Annotated in this window: 20 protein-coding genes and 1 pseudogene; 10 read left to right on the top strand and 11 right to left on the bottom strand. The window is 71.7% G+C overall.

Annotated features, from left to right (window positions below; genetic code table 11):
- Positions 1–130: 130 nt before the first annotated feature.
- Together JSY13_RS10890 and JSY13_RS10885 are read left to right on the top strand one after the other, a co-directional pair.
- On the top strand, positions 131–1,354 hold the full coding sequence (locus JSY13_RS10890; protein WP_259606684.1) for a PIG-L family deacetylase: 1,224 nt from the start codon (positions 131–133) through the stop codon (positions 1,352–1,354).
- Between the two features lie 127 nt (positions 1,355–1,481).
- A complete protein-coding gene (locus JSY13_RS10885) occupies positions 1,482–1,883 on the top strand; it encodes a four-helix bundle copper-binding protein (protein WP_259606683.1) in 402 nt (133 codons plus the stop codon).
- A gap of 110 nt (positions 1,884–1,993) precedes the next feature.
- Here the strand turns inward: JSY13_RS10885 and JSY13_RS10880 are convergent, their stop codons facing one another.
- Positions 1,994–2,338, bottom strand: coding sequence for a hypothetical protein (locus tag JSY13_RS10880; RefSeq protein ID WP_259606682.1), 345 nt, complete (start codon positions 2,336–2,338; stop codon positions 1,994–1,996).
- Between the two features lie 301 nt (positions 2,339–2,639).
- Between JSY13_RS10880 and JSY13_RS10875 the strand changes: the two genes are divergently transcribed.
- Entirely contained in the window at positions 2,640–2,939 is a 300-nt protein-coding gene (locus JSY13_RS10875; RefSeq protein ID WP_259606681.1) for an FBP domain-containing protein, read from the top strand.
- Positions 2,940–2,990: 51 nt separating this feature from the next.
- On the opposite strand, the gene JSY13_RS10870 is transcribed toward JSY13_RS10875, so the two are convergent.
- The 6 genes from JSY13_RS10870 to JSY13_RS10845 are packed head-to-tail and all read right to left on the bottom strand — an operon-like array spanning position 2,991 to position 9,438.
- Positions 2,991–3,797, bottom strand: a complete 807-nt coding sequence (locus tag JSY13_RS10870; RefSeq protein ID WP_259606680.1) for a PaaX family transcriptional regulator — start codon at positions 3,795–3,797, stop codon at positions 2,991–2,993.
- Positions 3,787–5,055: a kynureninase gene (locus tag JSY13_RS10865; protein WP_259606679.1), complete on the bottom strand. Its 1,269-nt coding sequence runs from the start codon at positions 5,053–5,055 to the stop codon at positions 3,787–3,789. The genes JSY13_RS10870 and JSY13_RS10865 overlap by 11 nt, the downstream gene beginning before the upstream one ends.
- A complete protein-coding gene (locus JSY13_RS10860; protein WP_259606678.1) occupies positions 5,052–6,053 on the bottom strand; it encodes an amidohydrolase family protein in 1,002 nt (333 codons plus the stop codon). Before JSY13_RS10860 ends, JSY13_RS10865 begins: the two co-directional genes overlap by 4 nt.
- The gene (locus tag JSY13_RS10855) at positions 6,050–6,916 is read right to left on the bottom strand and encodes a tryptophan 2,3-dioxygenase (RefSeq protein ID WP_259606677.1); all 867 of its coding nucleotides are present in this window, start codon (positions 6,914–6,916) and stop codon (positions 6,050–6,052) included. Before JSY13_RS10855 ends, JSY13_RS10860 begins: the two co-directional genes overlap by 4 nt.
- A 54-nt stretch (positions 6,917–6,970) precedes the next feature.
- Positions 6,971–7,990: an alpha/beta hydrolase gene (locus tag JSY13_RS10850; RefSeq protein ID WP_259606676.1), complete on the bottom strand. Its 1,020-nt coding sequence runs from the start codon at positions 7,988–7,990 to the stop codon at positions 6,971–6,973.
- Entirely contained in the window at positions 7,987–9,438 is a 1,452-nt protein-coding gene (locus JSY13_RS10845; protein ID WP_259606675.1) for a purine-cytosine permease family protein, read from the bottom strand. Before JSY13_RS10845 ends, JSY13_RS10850 begins: the two co-directional genes overlap by 4 nt.
- 152 nt (positions 9,439–9,590) lie before the next feature.
- Between JSY13_RS10845 and JSY13_RS10840 the strand changes: the two genes are divergently transcribed.
- Positions 9,591–10,964: a pyridoxal phosphate-dependent decarboxylase family protein gene (locus JSY13_RS10840; protein WP_259606674.1), complete on the top strand. Its 1,374-nt coding sequence runs from the start codon at positions 9,591–9,593 to the stop codon at positions 10,962–10,964.
- Between the two features lie 10 nt (positions 10,965–10,974).
- Here the strand turns inward: JSY13_RS10840 and JSY13_RS10835 are convergent, their stop codons facing one another.
- Both JSY13_RS10835 and JSY13_RS10830 read right to left on the bottom strand, forming a co-directional pair.
- Complete coding sequence (locus JSY13_RS10835; protein ID WP_259606673.1) at positions 10,975–12,279, bottom strand: M18 family aminopeptidase; 1,305 nt, start codon at positions 12,277–12,279, stop codon at positions 10,975–10,977.
- 86 nt (positions 12,280–12,365) lie between these two features.
- Positions 12,366–12,956: an HAD family acid phosphatase gene (locus JSY13_RS10830; RefSeq protein WP_259606672.1), complete on the bottom strand. Its 591-nt coding sequence runs from the start codon at positions 12,954–12,956 to the stop codon at positions 12,366–12,368.
- Between JSY13_RS10830 and JSY13_RS10825 the strand changes: the two genes are divergently transcribed.
- Genes JSY13_RS10825 through JSY13_RS10815 form a run of 3 tightly spaced genes read left to right on the top strand, consistent with a single transcriptional unit; the run spans position 12,955 to position 14,530 of the window.
- Positions 12,955–13,464, top strand: a complete 510-nt coding sequence (locus tag JSY13_RS10825) for a hypothetical protein (RefSeq protein WP_259606671.1) — start codon at positions 12,955–12,957, stop codon at positions 13,462–13,464. The two genes, JSY13_RS10830 and JSY13_RS10825, sit on opposite strands and share 2 nt — an antisense overlap.
- A gap of 53 nt (positions 13,465–13,517) precedes the next feature.
- Positions 13,518–14,189, top strand: a complete 672-nt coding sequence (locus tag JSY13_RS10820) for a hypothetical protein (protein WP_259606670.1) — start codon at positions 13,518–13,520, stop codon at positions 14,187–14,189.
- 32 nt (positions 14,190–14,221) lie between these two features.
- Complete coding sequence (locus JSY13_RS10815) at positions 14,222–14,530, top strand: hypothetical protein (RefSeq protein ID WP_259606669.1); 309 nt, start codon at positions 14,222–14,224, stop codon at positions 14,528–14,530.
- Positions 14,531–14,671: 141 nt separating this feature from the next.
- On the opposite strand, the gene JSY13_RS10810 is transcribed toward JSY13_RS10815, so the two are convergent.
- Both JSY13_RS10810 and JSY13_RS10805 read right to left on the bottom strand, forming a co-directional pair.
- Positions 14,672–16,432, bottom strand: a complete 1,761-nt coding sequence (locus JSY13_RS10810; RefSeq protein ID WP_259606668.1) for an HNH endonuclease signature motif containing protein — start codon at positions 16,430–16,432, stop codon at positions 14,672–14,674.
- Between the two features lie 73 nt (positions 16,433–16,505).
- Positions 16,506–17,051: a GntR family transcriptional regulator gene (locus JSY13_RS10805; protein WP_259606667.1), complete on the bottom strand. Its 546-nt coding sequence runs from the start codon at positions 17,049–17,051 to the stop codon at positions 16,506–16,508.
- Positions 17,052–17,111: 60 nt separating this feature from the next.
- Here JSY13_RS10805 and JSY13_RS10800 point away from each other — a divergent pair, with 60 nt between their 5' ends.
- The 3 genes and pseudogenes from JSY13_RS10800 to JSY13_RS12750 form a co-directional block, all read left to right on the top strand.
- On the top strand, positions 17,112–17,699 hold the full coding sequence (locus JSY13_RS10800; RefSeq protein WP_259606666.1) for an HAD-IA family hydrolase: 588 nt from the start codon (positions 17,112–17,114) through the stop codon (positions 17,697–17,699).
- A complete protein-coding gene (locus tag JSY13_RS10795; RefSeq protein WP_259606665.1) occupies positions 17,696–18,040 on the top strand; it encodes an alcohol dehydrogenase catalytic domain-containing protein in 345 nt (114 codons plus the stop codon). Before JSY13_RS10800 ends, JSY13_RS10795 begins: the two co-directional genes overlap by 4 nt.
- A pseudogene (locus JSY13_RS12750) lies at positions 18,025–18,126 on the top strand (alcohol dehydrogenase); the annotation flags it as partial. The gene JSY13_RS10795 and the pseudogene JSY13_RS12750, both read left to right, overlap by 16 nt.
- Positions 18,127–18,349: the final 223 nt, after the last annotated feature.

Raw genomic sequence — 18,349 nt, 5'->3', positions numbered from 1 at the left:
CATGCTGGGCACATAAAACGTTTTGTACAAGCGAAGCGGGCGGGCGTCGTAACGCTGGATTCACAGCGGCGCTGGTACAGTGAGCGCTGGGTGGCGCGCCAGGGTGGGCGGCCGGCTGGGGGGAATGGCCGTGGGGGGCTCGAAGGCGCGACGGTGGCTGCCGCTGGCGGCGCTCGCGTTGGTGATGGCGGTCGTCGCAGGATGCGGGGTGCCGGCCGCGGATCCGGCCGAGACGGTGAAGCCGCCGGAGACCACGCCCACGCCCATCGCGACGCCCACGCCGACTCCGGCGCCTGTGGTCCCGGTCGCCCGCAACGGGCTCACCGCCGAGCGCATCGCGCAGCTGCAGGCGTCCTGCCCGCAGCAGCTGCCCGCCGAGGTCGCCGGCCGCCTGCCGTTCGATCTCTCGCAGGCCCGCGCCGACGCGGTCGACTTCTTCGCGAGCACTGGCCAGTGCGGCGACGTGCCCGCGGTGCTGAACACGCCGGATGCCGCGGCGGCCGAGTTCCGGTCGCCGGTGCAGTACCTGACGCCCGCCTGCCCCGCCGGCACCATCGTCTCCTTCTGGGCGCACTTCGACGACGACCTGCTGTTCGGCAGCCCCACCCTGCCCGAGGCGCTCGACGCCGGTCAGTGCCTGCGCTCGTTCTTCTTCACCAACGGCGATGCCGGCAAGGGACGCGACTACGCGGTCGGCCGTGAGGAGGGCATCCGCCTGGCATACGACGCGATGCGTGGCGCCTCCACCCCGTGGACCGATCGCACCGTCACGCTGCGCAGCGGCCTCACCGTGCTGCTCACCCAGCCCGCCGACGACCCGCGGATCACGCTGATCATGCTCCGCCTCCCGGACGGGAACCTCACCGGTGACGGGTTCCCGGTGACCGGCTCGCAGAGCCTGGCCAAGCTGTGGCTGGGTGGGATCGACTGGATGACGACCTTCGACACCGCCGTGCAGGTGACCCTCGACGAGCTCAAGGCCACCGTCGCCGAGCTGTCGGCAGGCTTCGCGGCCACCCGCGTGCTGGCGCACATGCCCGGCTTCGCCGCCGGCGCCACGGGCGATCACCCCGACCACCGCGTCGTCGGCCGCATCGTCGCGTCCCAGGCGGAAAGCGGCGCGATCGACCCCGCGGTGGTCAGCTACGCGCAGGGCTACCCGGTCGCGCAGCGGCCCGCGAACCTCACCGACGCTCAGCTGGACCGCAAGCTGCGGATCTTCGCCGCCTACGCCGGTCACGACCCGGTCATCCCCTGCTCGCAGGGCCGGGACTGCCTCGCCGTGCGGAAGTTCGGCGACTGGCTGCGCCGGCAGTATCTGGTCAGCCATCAGGAGCTGATGGCGACGGGTTGAGCGACCGGATCTTCGGCCCGGATCCGGCGGAAGACTGACCATCGACGCCGGTGCGGCGCGGGCGTACCCTTGCCCCAGGCGGGTGATCCTGCCCGCTGTCGGAACCCGACGAGGAAGGCGGTGCGCGATGGACTCGATGATGATGGACGCCATGTCGAAGGACATGACCTCGATGCCCGGCATGGAGATGACGGACATGCAGGCGATGCAGGCCTGTATGGACGCGTGTTCGGCCTGCGAGCAGGCCTGTACCGTGTGCTCGACCCAGATGATGGACTGCAGCGCGGCGTGCATGAACTGCGCCGACATGTGCAACACCATGATGCGGGCGATGATGCGGATGCAGGGCATGACGCCCGAGGCGATGACCGCGATGCTGGACGCCTGCATCACGATGTGCCGCATGTGCATGGACGAGTGCATGGCGCACGCCGAGCACAGCGAGGTCTGCAAGATGTGCGCTCAGGCGTGCAAGGCCTGCATGGCGGCCTGCATGGCGATGCGCGACTCGATGGCGAAGACCGCCTAGGCGGAGCCCGTCGAAGGGCGGTCCCTGAGCCCGTCGAAGGGCGGTCCCTGAGCCCGTCGAAGGGCGGTCCCTGAGCCCGTCGAAGGGCGGTCCCTGAGCCCGTCGAAGGGTCAGACCGCCACGTTGTACTGCACCCGACCGACGGCCAGCACGCCGTAGTCGCGGTGCAGGGCCACCGGAGTGCCCGGCGCCGCCTCCAGGGCGGCGCCGCCGGCGTTCCACACCAGGTGCTCCTCGCCGTCGAGCGTGCGCAGCGCCAGAACGCCGGATGCCGCATCCGCGCTCTCGACGATGGCATCCGCCCACCCGAGCGGAGTGGCCGACGCCATCCGCGCCTGGATCAGGTGCAGGGCGTGTCCCGGGGCGAACGAGGAGCAGGTGTCGCCGTGGCCGCACATGCACGCCGAACGCTCACGCACCTCGAAGGGCGGGCGGCGGGTCAGCGGCGTGTTCACGGCGGGCTCCTCACGGGATCGGACGTTGCAGGAACGTTACGCCGTGCCGCGGCCGCTGCCAACGCCGGGCGAAACGGAGTGAAACAGTCGGCCGCGCGTAGAATCGAGGCGTGCTGTTCATGGAGGACGCCCGCGTGGCGCGGAGGAGGACTGCGGGCGCGATGCGCGCCGGCGTCAGAGGCTGAATGAGAGCCGGTGACGGATCCCGTCGCCGGTGCTTCGCCGTCTCGGCATCCGTCTGAGGGATGCCGTCCTCCCGACCTCTCGCCGCCCTGTGGCGGCGCCGACAGAAAGCACTCGCATGCGTCCCCTCGACGACCGCGCCATCCGCGCATCCTTCCTGAACGCCTCCCGCAAGGAGGCCGCCTCGCTCACCCTCCCGCCCGGCTTCGACGAGCTCGACTTCGAGCGGCTGGACTACCTCGGCTGGTCCGACCCGAAGATCCCGCGGCGGGCGTACGTCATCGCCGACCTCGACGACCGCCCTGTCGGGGTGCTGCTGCAGCGCGCCGAGCAGCGGGTGCTCCGGCGCGCGCTGTGCTCGTGGCGCATCCTGCGCCTGCGCGAGCACGTTGCGGCGTTCATCCGCGAGCTGGGCTGAGCTCGACGCCGTGCCCGCAGGAGCGCGTTGCCCTCCCGGCGCGGAGGGTCGTCAGCCGGCGACGGCGCGGACGTGCTCCCACGCCGGGCCGGCCAGGCGGGCCGAGACCGCGGTGAACGCGGCCGCGCTGCGCAGCCCGGGCCAGTCGTCCGGCAGAAGCTCCGCGGGGAGCCCCGGGTCGATGTAGGGCAGCACCCGCCAGCTGTCGATCAGGCGCACATAGGCGGGGAACGGCGGCTCGCCGTCATGCGCGCGCACGGATGCCAGGAAGCGCAGGTGCTCGGCGCGGAGGGCGTGCAGATCCCACCACGAGCCCACGGCATCGGCGAGCGGACGGGGCGGGCGCGGGTCCGCGGTGCGGAACAGGGTGGCGGACGCCCGCGCGCCGAGGTCCTCGAGCAGCAGCTCGACCTCCGCCTCGAGATGGCCGGGGACGATCCAGAGGCCGGCGGACACGGCGCCGGCGCCGAGGAACTGCAGCCGCCGGCGCAGCTGGTGGCGCAGATCGCGCCGGGTCTCGGGGATGGTCGCCGAGATCAGGCACCACGGGTCGCCCGGAGCCATGGTGCGCACCTGGAAGATGCGCCGGTCGCCGCGCTCCAGCATCCGCACGGCCGCCGGGTTCAGCGCGTACCCGGGGCCGGGCGCGGGCAGCAGCAGTCCCTTCTGCTTCAGCCGCGCGATCGCGGTGCGGGCGGGACCGGCCGCGATGCCGAGGTCGTCGGCGAGCCGGACCAGCGCGGCGGACGACACCTCGCCGCCGAGCCGGCGCAGGTAGAGCCCCACGACCGTGCGCAGCAGGGACGTGGTGCTGCCCGGCCGAGCCTCGATGTCGTCGAGGACCGTGTCAGCCGGCATCGTTCGGCAGGGCGTCGCGGACGGCGAGGATGCCGCGGAGGGTCTCCTCGTGCGAGGTGCTCAGCGGCGACAGGCCCAGCCGGATGCCGTCCGGGAACCGGAAGTCGGGGATCACGCCGTCCGCCCACAGCCTGCGGGTCACGTCCTGGAACGAGTCGTGGCCGATGGTCACGTGCCCGCCACGGCGCGACGCCTCGCGCGGCGACAGCAGCCGCACGCCGCGCGGGGCGAGAAGCGCGTCGTAGGCGCGCACGGCGAAGTCGGTGAGCGAGATGGACTTGGCGCGGACCGCGTCGATGCCCGCCTCGTCGATGAGGTCGAGCATGCCCTGCATCCCGAGCATCGACATGACCGGGGGTGTGCCGCTGAGCAGCTGACGGATGCCGGCGACCGGCGCGTACTCCGGACCCATCGCGAAGATGTCGGCCGCACCCCACCAGCCGTGGATGGGCTGCTGCAGCACACCCTGGTGCTCGGCGCGGAGGTACGCGAACGCGGGCGAGCCCGGGCCGCCGTTGAGGTACTTGTACGTGCAGCCGACCGCAAGGTCCACGCCCCAGGCATCCAGCTGCATCGGCACGGCGCCGACCGAGTGGCACAGGTCCCAGAGCATGAGCGCGCCGGCATCCTTCACCGCGCGCGTGATCGCCGGCATGTCCGCCAGGGCGCCGGAGCGGTAGTCGACATGGCTGAGCACGACGAGGGCGGTGCGGTCCGAGACCACGGCGGCGACGTCGTCGACCGCGACGCCGGTGACCGGATCCGGCTCGAGCCAGCGCAGCGCGGCGCCGGTCTCCTCGGCGACGCCTGCGGCGATGAAGCGATCGGTCGGGAAGTTGCCCGCCTCGATCACGATCTCGTCGCGTCCCGGCCGGGCGGCGACGGCCGCCCGCATCAGCTTGTACAGCAGCACGCTGGTCGAGTCGGCCACGATCGTCTGGCCGGATGCCGCGCCGAGGGTGACCTCGGCGATGCGGTCGCCCAGGCGCATCGGCAACTCCATCCACTGCTCGTCCCAGGAGCGGATCAGCCGGGTGCCCCAGTCCTCGCGGACGAAGGCGGCGACCCGCTCGGGCAGTGACCGGAGCGGTCGGCCGAGTGAGTTGCCGTCGAGGTACGCGTGGACGCCGGGCGCCTCGGCGAACGCGTCGAGGTGGCGGGCGAGCGGGTCGGCGGCGTCGAGAGTGCGCGCCTGTGCGCGCAGCTCCGCCTCGGCGGCATCGAGCACGGCCGGATCGGTGGCTTCGGTGTCGGTCATCTCGGGTCTCCAGCGTCGTCGAAGGGGTGGGTGGCGCCCAGGTCGGCGGGTGTGAGCCGGCGGGCGCGGGCGGGATCGCCGTCGGGGAGCAGCAGCAGGACGGATGCCGGACCGAGCGGGTCCTCCGGCGCCAGCGCCCGCAGCAGGTCGAGGCCGTCGACGCCCGCTTCGCGCAGCGCGGCCACCTCGCTGTCGCGCAGGTCGACCGGGGTGGGGCCGTTGCCCATGTCGCTGCCGTACACGAGCATGCCGCCGGCGGCATGGAACCGGCGGACGTTGTCGACGACGTGCGCGTACGCCTCGCCCTCGTGGATCGCCATGGTCGAGATCCACGAGACGGATGCCGCCTGCGCGGCGATCTCGTCGTCGGTCAGCCGCTCGGTGAACGGGGCGTGCGCGAGCCGGCTCGCCCCGAGCCGGGCCACCCGCTGCGCCTGCCCGGCGCCCTCGGCGTGCGCGACGAGGGGCAGGTCGTGGTCGGCGGCGAGGCCGGCCAGCAGCCGGAGCAGCGCGTCGTCCAGCACCGGGCCCGCGTCGCTGTTGCCGACGGTCTTCAGGCAGCTGACGCCGGCGGCCGCGAGGGCGGCGACGGTGGCCGTCGCGCCCTCCGCATCCGTGATCTCGTGCACGGCGCCCTCGGGCGCCCACGCGCGATCGGACGGATAGCCGCCCATCGCGGTGAGGAAAGGGCCGGCGTACTCGACGCGCACGGCAGGGTGCTCGGCGGCGATCTCGCGGATGCGGTCCACGTTCGCCCCGAGGTCGATCACCCGGCCGAGCCGCGAGTCCGGGAGCAGGGTGTGGTCGACCAGCTGCAGGTGCACGTGGTGGTCGGTGAACCGGCCGGTGACCAGCCCGTCCAGCCGGGCCGCGTCGGCGGGGGCGGGCCCTGCGGCGAGCCGCGGAGTGCCGTCGATCCCCGCTGCGAGCACGCCCTCGCGCAGCATCCGTCCGTCGAAGTACGCGACCGCGCGAATGCCGGCGGTCGTCGCGCTCATCGCCCGATCTCCGTGCGCACGCTGTACAGCTCCGGAAAGAACGTCAGGTCCAGCGCGCGGCGCAGGAAGTCCACGCCGCTCGACCCGCCGGTGCCGGTCTTCCAGCCGATCGTGCGGGTGACCGTGCGCAGGTGGCGGAACCGCCAGAACTGGAAGTTGTCCTCGACGTCGACGAGCTCCTCGCAGGCCTCGTACAGGTCCCAGTACTCGTGCGGGTTCTCGTAGATCTCCCGCAGCACCGGCACCAGGTCGGCGTGCTCGCGGTACGGCTCGCGCACGTCGCGGTCGAGGATGTCGTGCGGCACCGGCAGGCCGCGCCGGGCGACGTAGCGGAGGAACTCGTCGTACAGCGTGGGCCGCTCCCACTCCGCGGTGAGCAGCGCGAGGTCGGCCGGGTGGTTCCGGAAGACGCCCAGCATCCGCTCGTTCTTGTTCCCGAGGGCGAACTCGACGGCGCGGTACTGCACGGACTGGAAGCCGGAGGAGTTGCCCAGGTCGCCGCGGAACTGCGCGTACTCCGTCGGCGTCAGCGTGGCGAGCACCGACCACTGCTGGGTGAGCACCTCCTGGATGTGCTTGATCCGCGCGATGTGCTTGAGCGCGGCCCGGAGGTCGTCCTCGGCGAGCCGGTCGCGGGCCGTGCCGAGCTCGTGCAGCACCAGCTTGAGCCAGAGCTCGGTGGTCTGGTGCTGGATGATGAACAGCATCTCGTCGTGATGCTGCGGCTGCGACACCGGATGCTGCGCGCTGAGCAGCCGGTCGAGGTCGAGGTAGGACCCGTAGGTCATCCGATCCTTCAGATCGGTGACGATCGAGTCCTCGAGCGGTCGCTGGTTGGGGTGCGCGGCGTCATCGGGGCCCATGCCCACGAACATATCACTTCTGTGCCGTTCGTCACAGAGGTGAAATGTCCGGGTTCATCCGGCGGTGTGCGTCTTCAGGAAGTCGAGGGTGCGCTGCAGGGCCTCCTGGGCCTCCGGCAGATCGAGGTGGAACTGGTACTCGTGCGGCAGCCGCGGTTCGTGCGGCTCCGGCCAGAACAGTGTGGTGACCTCGACGCCGAGCTCGTCCAGGCGCTGCGACATCGGGATGGACTGCAGCCAGGTGAGCCCGTCGCCGTTGCCGCCGCTGATGTAGGTCGGCGGGAAGTCGGCCGTGACGAAGTCGATCGTCGACATCGTCGCGCCGGTCCAGCCGTCCGCCCAGTTCCGCTCGCCGGCGTACGCCCACATCGCGGACTTGAAGCCCCACCCCTCGATGCCGTCGAGGGCGGCCAGGGCCGAGAGGTCGTACACGCCGCAGTTCAGGATGGTCGCGGCGAGCTGCCCGGGCTGGAGCGCCGGCTCGATGCCCATCAGGGTCGCGTACTCCTCGCTCGTGATCAGGGTCGCCAGCTGGCTGGCGAGCTGACCGCCGGCGGAGTCGCCGGCGAGCACGATGCGGGACGGGTCGACGCCCAGCTCGGCGGCGTGCTCGTCGATGTACGCCAGGGCGCTGTTGAGCTGGTGCACCGCGGTCGGGTACGCGGCCTCCGGGCCGCGGGTGTAGTTGAGACCGATGGCGGTGTAGCCCTCGGCGGCGAGGATGCGCAGGTAGGGCGCGACGTCCTCCTTCGAGCCGGAGATCCACGCCCCGCCGTGCACCCACACCACCGTGGGCAGCGGCGCGTCGGCGGATGCCGGTGCGAAGACGTCCATCGTCGTGTCGGCGCCGTCGTCGCCGTAGGCGATGTCGAGCTTCTCGGTGAGCTCGGCATCAGGCTGATGGCGGTTCATCTCGGCGGCCGTCTCCTGGCCGCCCTTGGTGAACACCGACCGGATGATCATCGCGGAGGGCCAGGGCGTGATCGACCCGATCACCGCCGCGATCACGCCGATCGCCAGGATCGCCCCGAGGACGATCCGCACGACCCTCCCTCGCGCGCGCGCCGTGGTCACGACTCCTCCTGCCGGCGGATCCGTCCGGCGCGGGCGAACCAGGTGACGACGAACGACAGCACCAGCGCGATGAACACGCCCAGGTTCGCGTACGCCCAGTCGCCGTCCTTGCCGCCGATCAGCCCGAGGAAGTAGCCCTGCCAGTTGTTCCACGGCGCGGCATCCGCGAACAGGTTCACGACGAAGCCCCAGCCGATGATGCTCGCCACGATCATCGTGCCGATCGAGACCCCGTCCCAGGCGCCGTAGCGCCCGGCGGGGTCGAACAGCGCCTGCTCGTCGTAGTCGCGGCGGCGGCGCAGGATGTCGGCGATGAGGATGCCGGCCCAGGACGCCAGCGGCACGCCCAGCGTGATCAGGAAGGACTGGAACGGGCCGAGGAAGTCGGCGGCGAAGAAGACCACCCAGATCGTGCCGAGGGTGAGGATGACGCCGTCGATGCCCGCCGCGGCCGGGCGGGGGATGCGGATGCCGAGGCTGATCAGCGTCAGGCCGGAGGAGTAGATGCCGAGCACGGCGCCGGAGACCAGCGCGAGCACGGCGGTGAGCAGGAAGGGCACGAGCACCCAGACCGGCAGCAGCGCGGCGAGGGCGCCGATCGGGTCGGCGCCGACGGCGGCCATGAGCTCGTCGTCCGAGCCGGCGAGCAGGAGGCCGAAGACGACGAGCAGCACCGGGGCGATCGCGCCCCCGAAGGTGTTCCAGAACACGATGGAGCCGTCCGAGGCGGTGCGCTTCTGATACCGCGACCAGTCCGCGGCGATGTTGATCCATCCCAGCCCGAACCCGGTCATCACCATGACCAGGGCGCCGACGACCTGTCCCACGCCGCCGCCGGGTCGCGCCAGCACCGCGCCCAGGTCGATGCTCGGCACGGCGAGCACGACGTACAGGATCGTCACGATGCCGGTCACCCAGGTGAGCACCGACTGCAGCCGCATGATCGTGTGGTAGCCGAGCACGGACGCGGTGACGATGAGCGCGGCGACGATGACGGTGGCCACGATCCGCAGGGCGATGCTGTCGCCGTCGCCGCCGAGCCGGCCGATGATGGTGGCCGTCGCGAGCACCGCCAAGATCGCCAGGAACGTCTCCCACCCGATCGAGGTGAGCCACGACACGATGCCGGGCACCTTCTGCCCGTGCACCCCGAACGCCGCGCGGGAGAGCACCATGGTCGGCGCGGAGCCGCGCTTGCCGGCGATCGCGATCAGCCCGCACAGCAGGAACGAGATCACGATCCCGATCACCGACACCAGCGTCGCCTGCCAGAACGAGATGCCGAAGCCGAGCACGAACGAGCCGTAGCTCATCCCGAAGACCGACACGTTCGCCGCGAACCACGGCCAGAACAGGTCTCGGGGCTTGGCGGTGCGGTCGGACTCCGGCACGATCTCGATGCCGGTGCGCTCGATGAGGGCCGGGGCTGCGGCGATCTTCTCGGACATGCCCTCATCCTGGCATCCGAGCCGCGATCGCGGCATCCAACCCGTGCGCCTCGACACGATGGCGGAGCGAGCTCGGCGAACAGGGTACCGTTGATCGCCGGCCCGCACCGGCCCACCCGCCACCCGCTTTCAGTGCCGAAAGGAATCCTCCCATGGATGCCGCGCGCATGCACGCCGTCTCTCCGGAATCCGCCGCGATCGTCGACGCGGTCCTGGACTACTCGCGCCGCCGGATGCTCGCCGACGATGTGCCGCTGGACAAGCCGCAGACCCCGGCGGAGCTGCGCCGGATGGTCGGTCGCACCATCACCGACCAGGGGCTCGGCGCCCAGCGCGCCCTGTCGGTGTTCGAGCACATCCTGGCGCCGGCGTGTCTCACCACGAGCCACCCGCTCTACCTGTCCTTCATCCCGACCGCCCCGACGATGGCGGCGATCGCGTTCGACCTCGTCGTCTCGGCATCCGGCCTCTACGGCGGCAGCTGGCTCGAGGCGGCCGGGGCCGTGCACGCCGAGAACGAGGTGCTCGCCTGGCTGGCATCCGAGTTCGGGCTGCCGGAGAGCGCGGGCGGCGTGTTCGTGCAGGGCGGCACGATCGGCAACCTGTCCGCGCTCGTCGCCGCGCGCGAGGCCGCGAAGGAGAAGCTCGTGGCCGCGGGCGAGCCGCTGCCGGAGCGGTGGAAGATCGTGTGCAGCATCGAGGCGCACTCCTCCAACAAGTCGGCCGCGCGCGTCATGGACGCGGACGTCATCGCGGTGCCGGCCGGCGAGGACGGCAAGCTGCGGGCGGATGCCGTGCGCGCCGCGCTGGAGGAGCACGGCGACAGTGTGTGCGCCGTCGTCGCGACGGCGGGGTCGACCAACTTCGGCATCGTCGACGACATCGCCGGGATCGCGGCGCTCAAGGACGAGTTCGACTTCTGGCTGCACATCGACGGCGCGTACGGGCTCACCGCCATGCTCGCCCCGGAGGCGCGCGACATCTTCGCGGGCGTCGAGCGCGCCGACTCGCTCATCGTCGACCCGCACAAGTGGCTGTTCGCGCCGTTCGACTGCTGCGCCCTGCTCTACCGCGACCCCGAGCTCGGACGCCGCGCGCACACCCAGCACGCCGAGTACCTGGACACCCTCACCGAGACCGACGACTTCAGCCCCTCGGACTATTCGATCCAGCTCACTCGCCGCCCGCGCGGCCTGCCGCTGTGGTTCTCGCTGGCGACCTATGGCGTGCAGGCGTACCGCGACGCCGTGTCGGCGACGATCGCGCTCACCCATCGCATCGCCGAGGAGATCGACCGCCGCCCCGAGCTGACGCTCGTGCGCAACCCGCAGCTGTCGGTGGTGGTGTTCGAGCGCAACGGCTGGACCCGGGCGGACTACGACCGCTGGTCGGCGCAGCTGCTCGACCAGCAGCACGCGTTCGTGGTGCCGAGCTCGCACGCCGGCCGGCCGAACACCCGCTTCGCGATCCTCAACCCGCGGACCACGTTCGAGGACCTCGTCGCGATCCTCGACACGATGGCCTGATTCGGGTCGTTCAGCTGGCGAAGAAGGCGCGCGCGACGCGCGCGAGGTCGTGGAGGTCACTGACCCCCGCGAGCTCGCGCGCCGAGTGCATCGACAGGATCGGGATGCCGACGTCGACCGTGCGGATGCCGAGGCGGGTCGCCGTGATCGGCCCGATGGTCGACCCGCACGGGACGGCGTTGTTCGAGACGAACTCCTGCGCCGAGACGCCCGCCGCCTCGCACCATCCCGCCCAGGCGGCGGCGCCCACGGCATCCGTCGCGTAGCGCTGGTTCGCGTTGATCTTGAGGATCGGGCCGGAGCCGAGCACCGGCTGCACCACCGGGTCGTGCTTGTACAGGTAGTTCGGATGCACGGAGTGCCCGACGTCGCTGGACAGGCACCAGGATGCCGCGTACGCGCGACGGCGGTCTGCGCCGTCGGCGCCGAGCCCCGCGTACACCCGCTCCAGGACGTCCTCGAGGAACGGGCCGGCGGCGCCGGAGCGGGACTCCGAGCCGAGCTCCTCGTGGTCGAAGGCCGCGAGCACCGGGATCACGCCCGCCGCATCCGTCGTGTCCGTCGAGCCGGGCCCACCCGCAGCCTCGATGAGCGCGACGACGCCGGCGTGCACCGACGCCAGGTCGTCCAGGCGGCCCGAGGCGAAGAAGACGTCGTCCTTGCCGAAGACCGCGCCGCGCGCGGCATCCGCCACCACCGCGTCGAAGCCGCGGACCTCCGCCGGGTCCACGCCCGCAGCACCGGCGAGCTCGGCGAGCAGGTCGGCCTCGGCCGGGTCGCCGAGTCCCCAGACCGGCTGCGTGTTCGCCTGGGGGTCCAGCGTGAGCTGCTTGTTCGCCTCGCGGTCGAGGTGGATCGCCAGCTGCGGGAGGCGCAGCAGCGGTCCGGTCGCGGCCAGCACGACGCGGCCGTCGGCGAGGGCCAGGCGGCCGGCGAGGCGCAGCTCGCGGTCGAGCCAGGAGTTCAGCAGCGGGCCGCCGTAGATCTCGACGGCCGCCTGCAGCCAGCCCTTCACGCCGGTGGTCGGCCGCGGCTTGAGCTTGAAGCCGGGGGAGTCGGTGTGCGCCCCGAGGACGTGCACCGGGGCCGTGGCGGTGGCGCCGGACGGCACCGCCCAGGCGATGGCGGCGCCGTCGCGGACGACGACGAACCGGCCGCCGGCCTGCGCCGGCCAGGCATCCGTCTCCTCGAGCCGGGTGAACCCGGCCGCCTCGAGGCGCCGCGCGACCTCCTCGGCCGCGTGGTAGCTCGACGGGGACGCCGCGACGAAGTCGGCGAGATCGGAGGCATGCGCGAGGGCTTCAGAAGACGGCATGCCTCCGATCGTATCCGTGTGGTCTCACCCGGGCGGCGGGGCGGGTGTCGGGCCGGGTGCGCGGCCCACTCCCGAGGCTGCGCGCGTCACTCCACGAGGTTGCGCGCGGCGAGGAGCATCCGGGCCCGGTACTCCGGGCTGTCCGCCGGCTCGCTGGTGCCGAAGATCGCGCGGATCCAGTGCCCGTCGGTGTTGTTCGGGAAGAGGATGAAGTCCCGTCCGAAATGCTCGGCGTCCTCGGCGGCACGCGCCTTCCGCTCAGCGACGGAGGTGACGTAGTAGCGGCGGCGGAAGTCGTTGAGGTTGTCGCCGAGATAGGCGATCACCTCGTACTTCTCCGCGATCGCCTGCTGCGCGGGCTCCTTGTTCGACGACTCCCGCTGGAAGACCGCGTGCGCGTCGTCGGCGAAGGCGAGTCCGGCGTGCTGCAGGTTCGCGACGCCAAGCTGCTGCGTGTCCGGCCCCTGGTCGCGCTGCGAGACGTAGAAGATCTCCACGCCGCGGCTCTTCGCGTAGTGGGTGAAGTCCACCGCGCCGGGCGTGGGCGTGGGGCCGTTCTCACGCACCCACTCGTCCCACAGGGCGTCCGGTAGAGCATGTCGCGTCGGATCCCATTGCGCCCCGGTGCGGGCGAGAGGATAATGGGCCCTCTCAGAGCCGATCCGGAGGGGTCTCATGAACGCTCTCAGTGTCGAGGGGTTCGGGTCCATCGAGTTGCTGCGCGCCTACCAGACGCTGGGCATCTCGCCGGGGGATCTCGCGTCGGTGATCGAGGACGAGGCGCGGCGCGCCATCGACGAGGCGGGCGGGGACCGGCACAGGGCGATCACGCTCGGTTTCCGCCGCATGCGCCGCAACGGTCTCCTCACGGATGCCGACGTGAAGCGCCTGGAGCGGCTGGCGCTCATCGTCTTCCGCGTCGAGGCGGGGAAACAGCCCGCAGAGGAGGGGGCGTCGGAGATCGACGCGCTGTTCCGCGAGTCGCTGGACGATGAGGGTGCGAGCGAACTGGGCTCGGCGATGGTCGGCGTCACGTACTCGGCGCGGAACAGCACCGTCGCCCCGGCGATGGGCCTGTTCGGGATGCTGGTCGGGGCGCTGCTCACCGGTGGGTCGGGCGGGATGCTGATCGGCGGACTCGTGGGATGGGGCGTCGGCAAGGTCTGCGGAGACGAAGAGGACTGAGACCGGGAGGACCGCCGGCACGGGGCCGGGGGCGAAGAGGGCTGGGGTGCACCATGGCGATACTGACGCTGACGTCGATCACCTGTCTCGGGCAGGCGGAGACGTTCACCGACGAGCTGTACGTGACGTTCAACGGCACGAAGAGATCGCTGCCGAACATGACCAAGGGGCAGACGAAGGATCTGGGCGATGAGTTCCTGTTCGCAGGATCGCAGCAGCTGAGCCTGTTCGAGAACGACGGCGACCACTGGTACGACCGTGACGACTTCATCGGCGCGCACACCATCACCGAAGCATCCGTCGACACGACGCTGTACTTCCGGTCCACCAGCGGCAACGCCCTGGGCGCGCATTACGGGCTGGGCGTGCGCGTCGGCCCGCCGACGGGGTCGGCCGTCCTGCGCCTGAAGTCGATCACGTGCCAAGTGCAGGCGGAGACGTTCACCGACGAGCTGTACGTGACGTTCAACGGGATGAAGCGCTCGCTGCCGAACATGACGCAGGGTCAGACGAAGGAGCTGGGCGACGAGTTCGTCTTCGTCGGGACGAAGGAACTGAGCCTGTTCGAGAACGACGGCGACCACTGGTACGACCGCGACGACTTCATCGACAAGCACGCGATCTCGATGACACCCAGGGACACGACGCTGGAGTTCCGGGCGACGAGCGGCAACGCCGAGCCTGCGCATTACGCGCTGAGCCTGAGCGTCACCCCCGGCCCATAGTCGCGGAAGCACTCGGGGAAGAGGAGGGCACCATGCCCGTGAGAAAGAAGTTCGTCCGCGCGGGGGACTGGCGGACGTTGGAGACCTTCTGGAACGTCACGACGACGGCCTGGTTCCAGGGGCCGGCCGGCGCGGAGGTGAAGATCCGCTACTCAGGCTGGTGGTTCGGCGTCGATCGTCAGCGCCAGCGCCTCGACGGCGTCACGGTGAAGCGGCTCGTGGTGAGCCGCTGGTCGGTGTTCACCGCCCGTCTCCAGATCCGGGTGCCCGCCGACACCGCGGTGATCTACGTGGTCGAGCCGGGGGACGTCGCGAATCTGCCGCCCGGCATCTCGTTCTGAACCGGGTCGTCAGGCGATCGGCCGGCATCCATGAGCCGAGTCCACGCGTCGAAATCTTCGCGTCGAACCGCGATGCCGGGATGCCGGTATGCGCACCGGCGTGGGCGTGGGGGGGTGCCCGGGTTCAGGGGGTGCCCGGGTTCAGAAGGGTGCGGGTTGGGGTTCGGGGGCGGGTTGCCGGTAGAGGCGTGGCTGGTGCGGAGCCTCGGGGCCTGCTCCGGGGTCGGTGTCGGGCTCGGGATCAGTTCCGGGGTTGGTGTCGGGGTTGGGGGTGAAGAGGACCCGTGCTCGGGGCCGGTCGGTGTGGGTGCGGCCGAGGGGGCTGGTCCATTCCAGAGTGCCATCAGGAAGCTGGCGGACGGCCCAGCGGATGTGGTCAGGCAGATCGGGGTGCTTGATGGTGTGGTGGGTCAGGCAGAGGTGGCTGAGGTTGCCGATCGCGGTGGGTCCGCCTTTGGCGTGATCGTGGTTATGGTCGATCTGGCAGCGGTGGGCGGGCATGCGGCAGCCGGGGAAGCGGCAGTGCTGGTCGCGCGCGCGGAGGAACCGCCGCATGGGCTCGGTCGGTGTGTAGGTGTCGGTGTGGGTGATGAGGCCGGTGGGCGAGAGGAAGAGTCGGGTCCATCCGGTGGTGCGGCCGGCGAGGGCGCGGGCGGTGTCGGGGTGGAGGGGGCCGTGGCCGTCGAGTTCGGCAGATCGCTCGTCGTCGCCGTGGAGGGTGGTGGCGTTGATGGTGACCTGGATGCGGGCGGTGATGGCGTCCAGAGCAGTGCCCCGGGCCTGGGCCGGATCCGTGGTCAGGAGGAGGTCGGCGAGCAGGTCCGCGCGGATCTGATCCAGCGTGCGCGTCTCCTCGACCGTGGGTGATTCGGCGGGGAGAAGCGGTGCGGGGTCGGCGGAGAGGATCTGTTCCCAGATCCGCGTCCATTCCTTCTCATCGATCCCGCCATCGTCCTCGTCTTCACCGTCGTCATCGACGTCGTCGTTGTCGGAAAGAAACGATCCTTCGTCGTGCTCACCATCAACCCCGTCGAGTTGGCGGCGGAAAGCGTCGACGGCTGCCCAGTCCTCGGCGGTGAGGGCATGATCGTCCTCGTGCGCGTCCAGGAGGGCGATGCCAAGGTCGGGATCGAGCGGTCCCGGCCGCCCGGTCCCCGCCGCCGCACCGGCTCCGGCCGCTGCGGTGGTCCCTGCACCCGCCCCGGCTCGTGCGGTTCCCGCCGCCTTGGTGGTTCTGGTGGGTTTGTGGGTGCGGAGGAGGTGGCGGCCCATCTGGGTGAGGCGGTCCATGATGCCGGCGGCGAGGTGTTCGGGCAGGACGGCGGTGAGCAGGGCGAGGCCGTCGCCGACGGAGCGGATGGTGACGGTGCGTTCGGCGCGGGCTTTGCTGTGCCGTTCGGTCACGGTCTGCCCGGCCAGGGACGCGGCGACCTGCCGGGCGTGCGCGCGGGTGCGGGCGGGGCTGTCCTGTTCGGCCACCACCAGCACCGCCGCCTCGTACAGGGCCAGGGTGCCCGGGGCGACCGCGCCGTGCCCGATCGCCTCGTGCACCGCACCGGCGCAGCGCACGATCTCCCGCACATGCCCGATCGTGACCCGCCCATCCTGGAGCGCTTCACGTACGGCGGGGAAGTCCTCCGCCAGCGCCCACGCGTCCGTGAACGCGTACTCCACGCTGCCCTTGGAAAGCCGACCGGCGGCGGAGTACTCCGCGACCATCGACCGCCAGATCCCGTCCCGATGCACCGGCGACCGGGCCGCATCGGTCTCCATCACCCGCATCCGCTCCGCGAGCAGCCCCGCCGCCCGCGCCTCCAGCGCCGCGATCTCGGCCCGGGTCCGCACCCACTCATCCAGCAGCGCCGCCCGCCGCTCGAAGTCCAGAGGATCCGTCCCCGCCATGAACACATATTAGAACACAACTACGAAGATAGCAAGAGAGAGGTGCGAAGATAAGTCCGACGAACCTCGCGCCTCATCCCCCGACGGCGCGCATGTACCGGCCGTCGTTCGAGATCCCCGAGGCCGACACCGTGAAGCGCACGACGTCGCTGAGGTACCGGTCCTCGGACGCCTCGAAGACGACGCCGTCGGCGTCGCGCGAGATGCGGCTCAACCGCAGGATCGGCGTGCCCTGCGGCACCTCCAGCAGCGCCGCATCCTGCTCGTCCGCCGCCACCGCGTCGATCTCGTGCTGCAGCCCGACGATCGGATGCCCGCGCGAGGCCAGGTACTCGGTGATCGAGACCTCGTCGAGGTTCACGTCGAACAGGGTCCGGCCGACGGCCTCGGTGTAGCTCAGGCGCTCCAGCATCGTCGGACGCCCGTCCAGCAGGCGCAGCCGCACGACGCTGACGATGGTGTCCTCGGGGGAGACGCCGAGCGCGGCCGCCTTCTCGACACCCGCTCTCCGCAGGCTGAGCTCCTGCGTGATCGCCCCCGGCGTGACGCCCAGATCGCGGGCCCACCGGGTGAACGGGATCGAGACGTCGACGGCCTGATCGGCCTTCCTCGACACCACCCGGCGTCGTCGAGCGGGCCTTCCAGCGCGCCGCCGAGCGCACCGGCGTCGGCCGGACGGATGCCGTGGCAGGAGGCTCTGCAGTACGTGCGCGACACCATGGGTCAGTCGAAGATCGACGTCTTCACCCATCTCGCCGGCGGCGACCGCGCCGCGGCTGAGCGCGCCACGGCGGCGTTCGAAGGCGCGTACGCCGAGATCGTCGCCGAGCAGGGCGCGGAGGAGATCCCGGGTGCGCGGGCCGCGATCGAGGCGCTGAAGGACTCCGGCGTCGCCGTCGCGCTGACCACCGGGTTCGCTCCGGTGACCCGGGACGCGCTGCTGGCCGCGCTCGGCTGGGGCGACCTGGTGGACGTCGCGCTGTCGCCCGTGGATGCCGGCCGCGGACGCCCCGCGCCGGACCTGGTGCTCACCGCGCTGATCCGCACGGGCGCCTCGTCGGTGCAGGCGGTGGCCGTCGCGGGGGACACGGTCAGCGACGTGCAGTCCGGGCGCCGCGCGGGCGCCGGGTTCGTCGCCGGTGTGCTCTCCGGGGCGCACGACCGGCCGGCGCTCAGCGCCGCCGGGGCGGATGCCGTGCTGGGCAGCGTCGCCGAGCTGCGCGACGTGCTCGCGGAGCGCGGATTGCTCGCCCTCGCCCGGGCATGAGAGCGGCACCCGCGCGCCCCGACCAGGACCCGGCGGCCGGCCGGCGGCAGGACATCGCGCTGCGTCCGCCGGCCGTGGCGATGGCGTTCCTCGGCGACCGGCACGAGACGATCGCCGTCCCCGGGGTCGCCCTCGCCCCCGACGACGTGCTCGTCGCGGTCGAGCTGTCCACGATCTGCGGCTCCGACGTGCACACCGCGCTGGGTCGCCGGCCCGCGTCCCTTCCCGTCGTCCTCGGTCACGAGAGCGTCGGACGGGTGGTCGCGCGATCGGGGAGGCGGGCGCGGATGCCGCGGACGGCACGCCCCTGCGTCTGGGCGACCGGGTGGTGTGGTCGGTGACGGTGTCCTGCGGCCGGTGCGACCGGTGCGCGGCCGGGTTGACGCAGAAGTGCCGCGACCTCGGCAAGTACGGTCACGACCGGATCGCGCCGCATCGCGAGCTCACCGGCGGCTTCGCCAGCCACGTGCAGCTGCGGGCGGGGACGCACATCGTGCGGGTGGCCGAGACGCTCCCGGCGGCGACCCTCGCCCCGGCGTCCTGCGCCACCGCGACCGCCTGGGCGGCGGTGGCCCGCGCCGGCCGCCTGCGCCCGCTGGACGGCGCCCGGGTGCGGGTCTATGGCGCCGGTCTGGTCGGCCTGTCCGCGG

The sequence above is a fragment of the Microbacterium neungamense genome, from assembly GCF_024971095.1.
GTDB lineage: Bacteria > Actinomycetota > Actinomycetes > Actinomycetales > Microbacteriaceae > Microbacterium > Microbacterium neungamense.
This window is presented reverse-complemented; position numbering and strand designations above follow the sequence as displayed.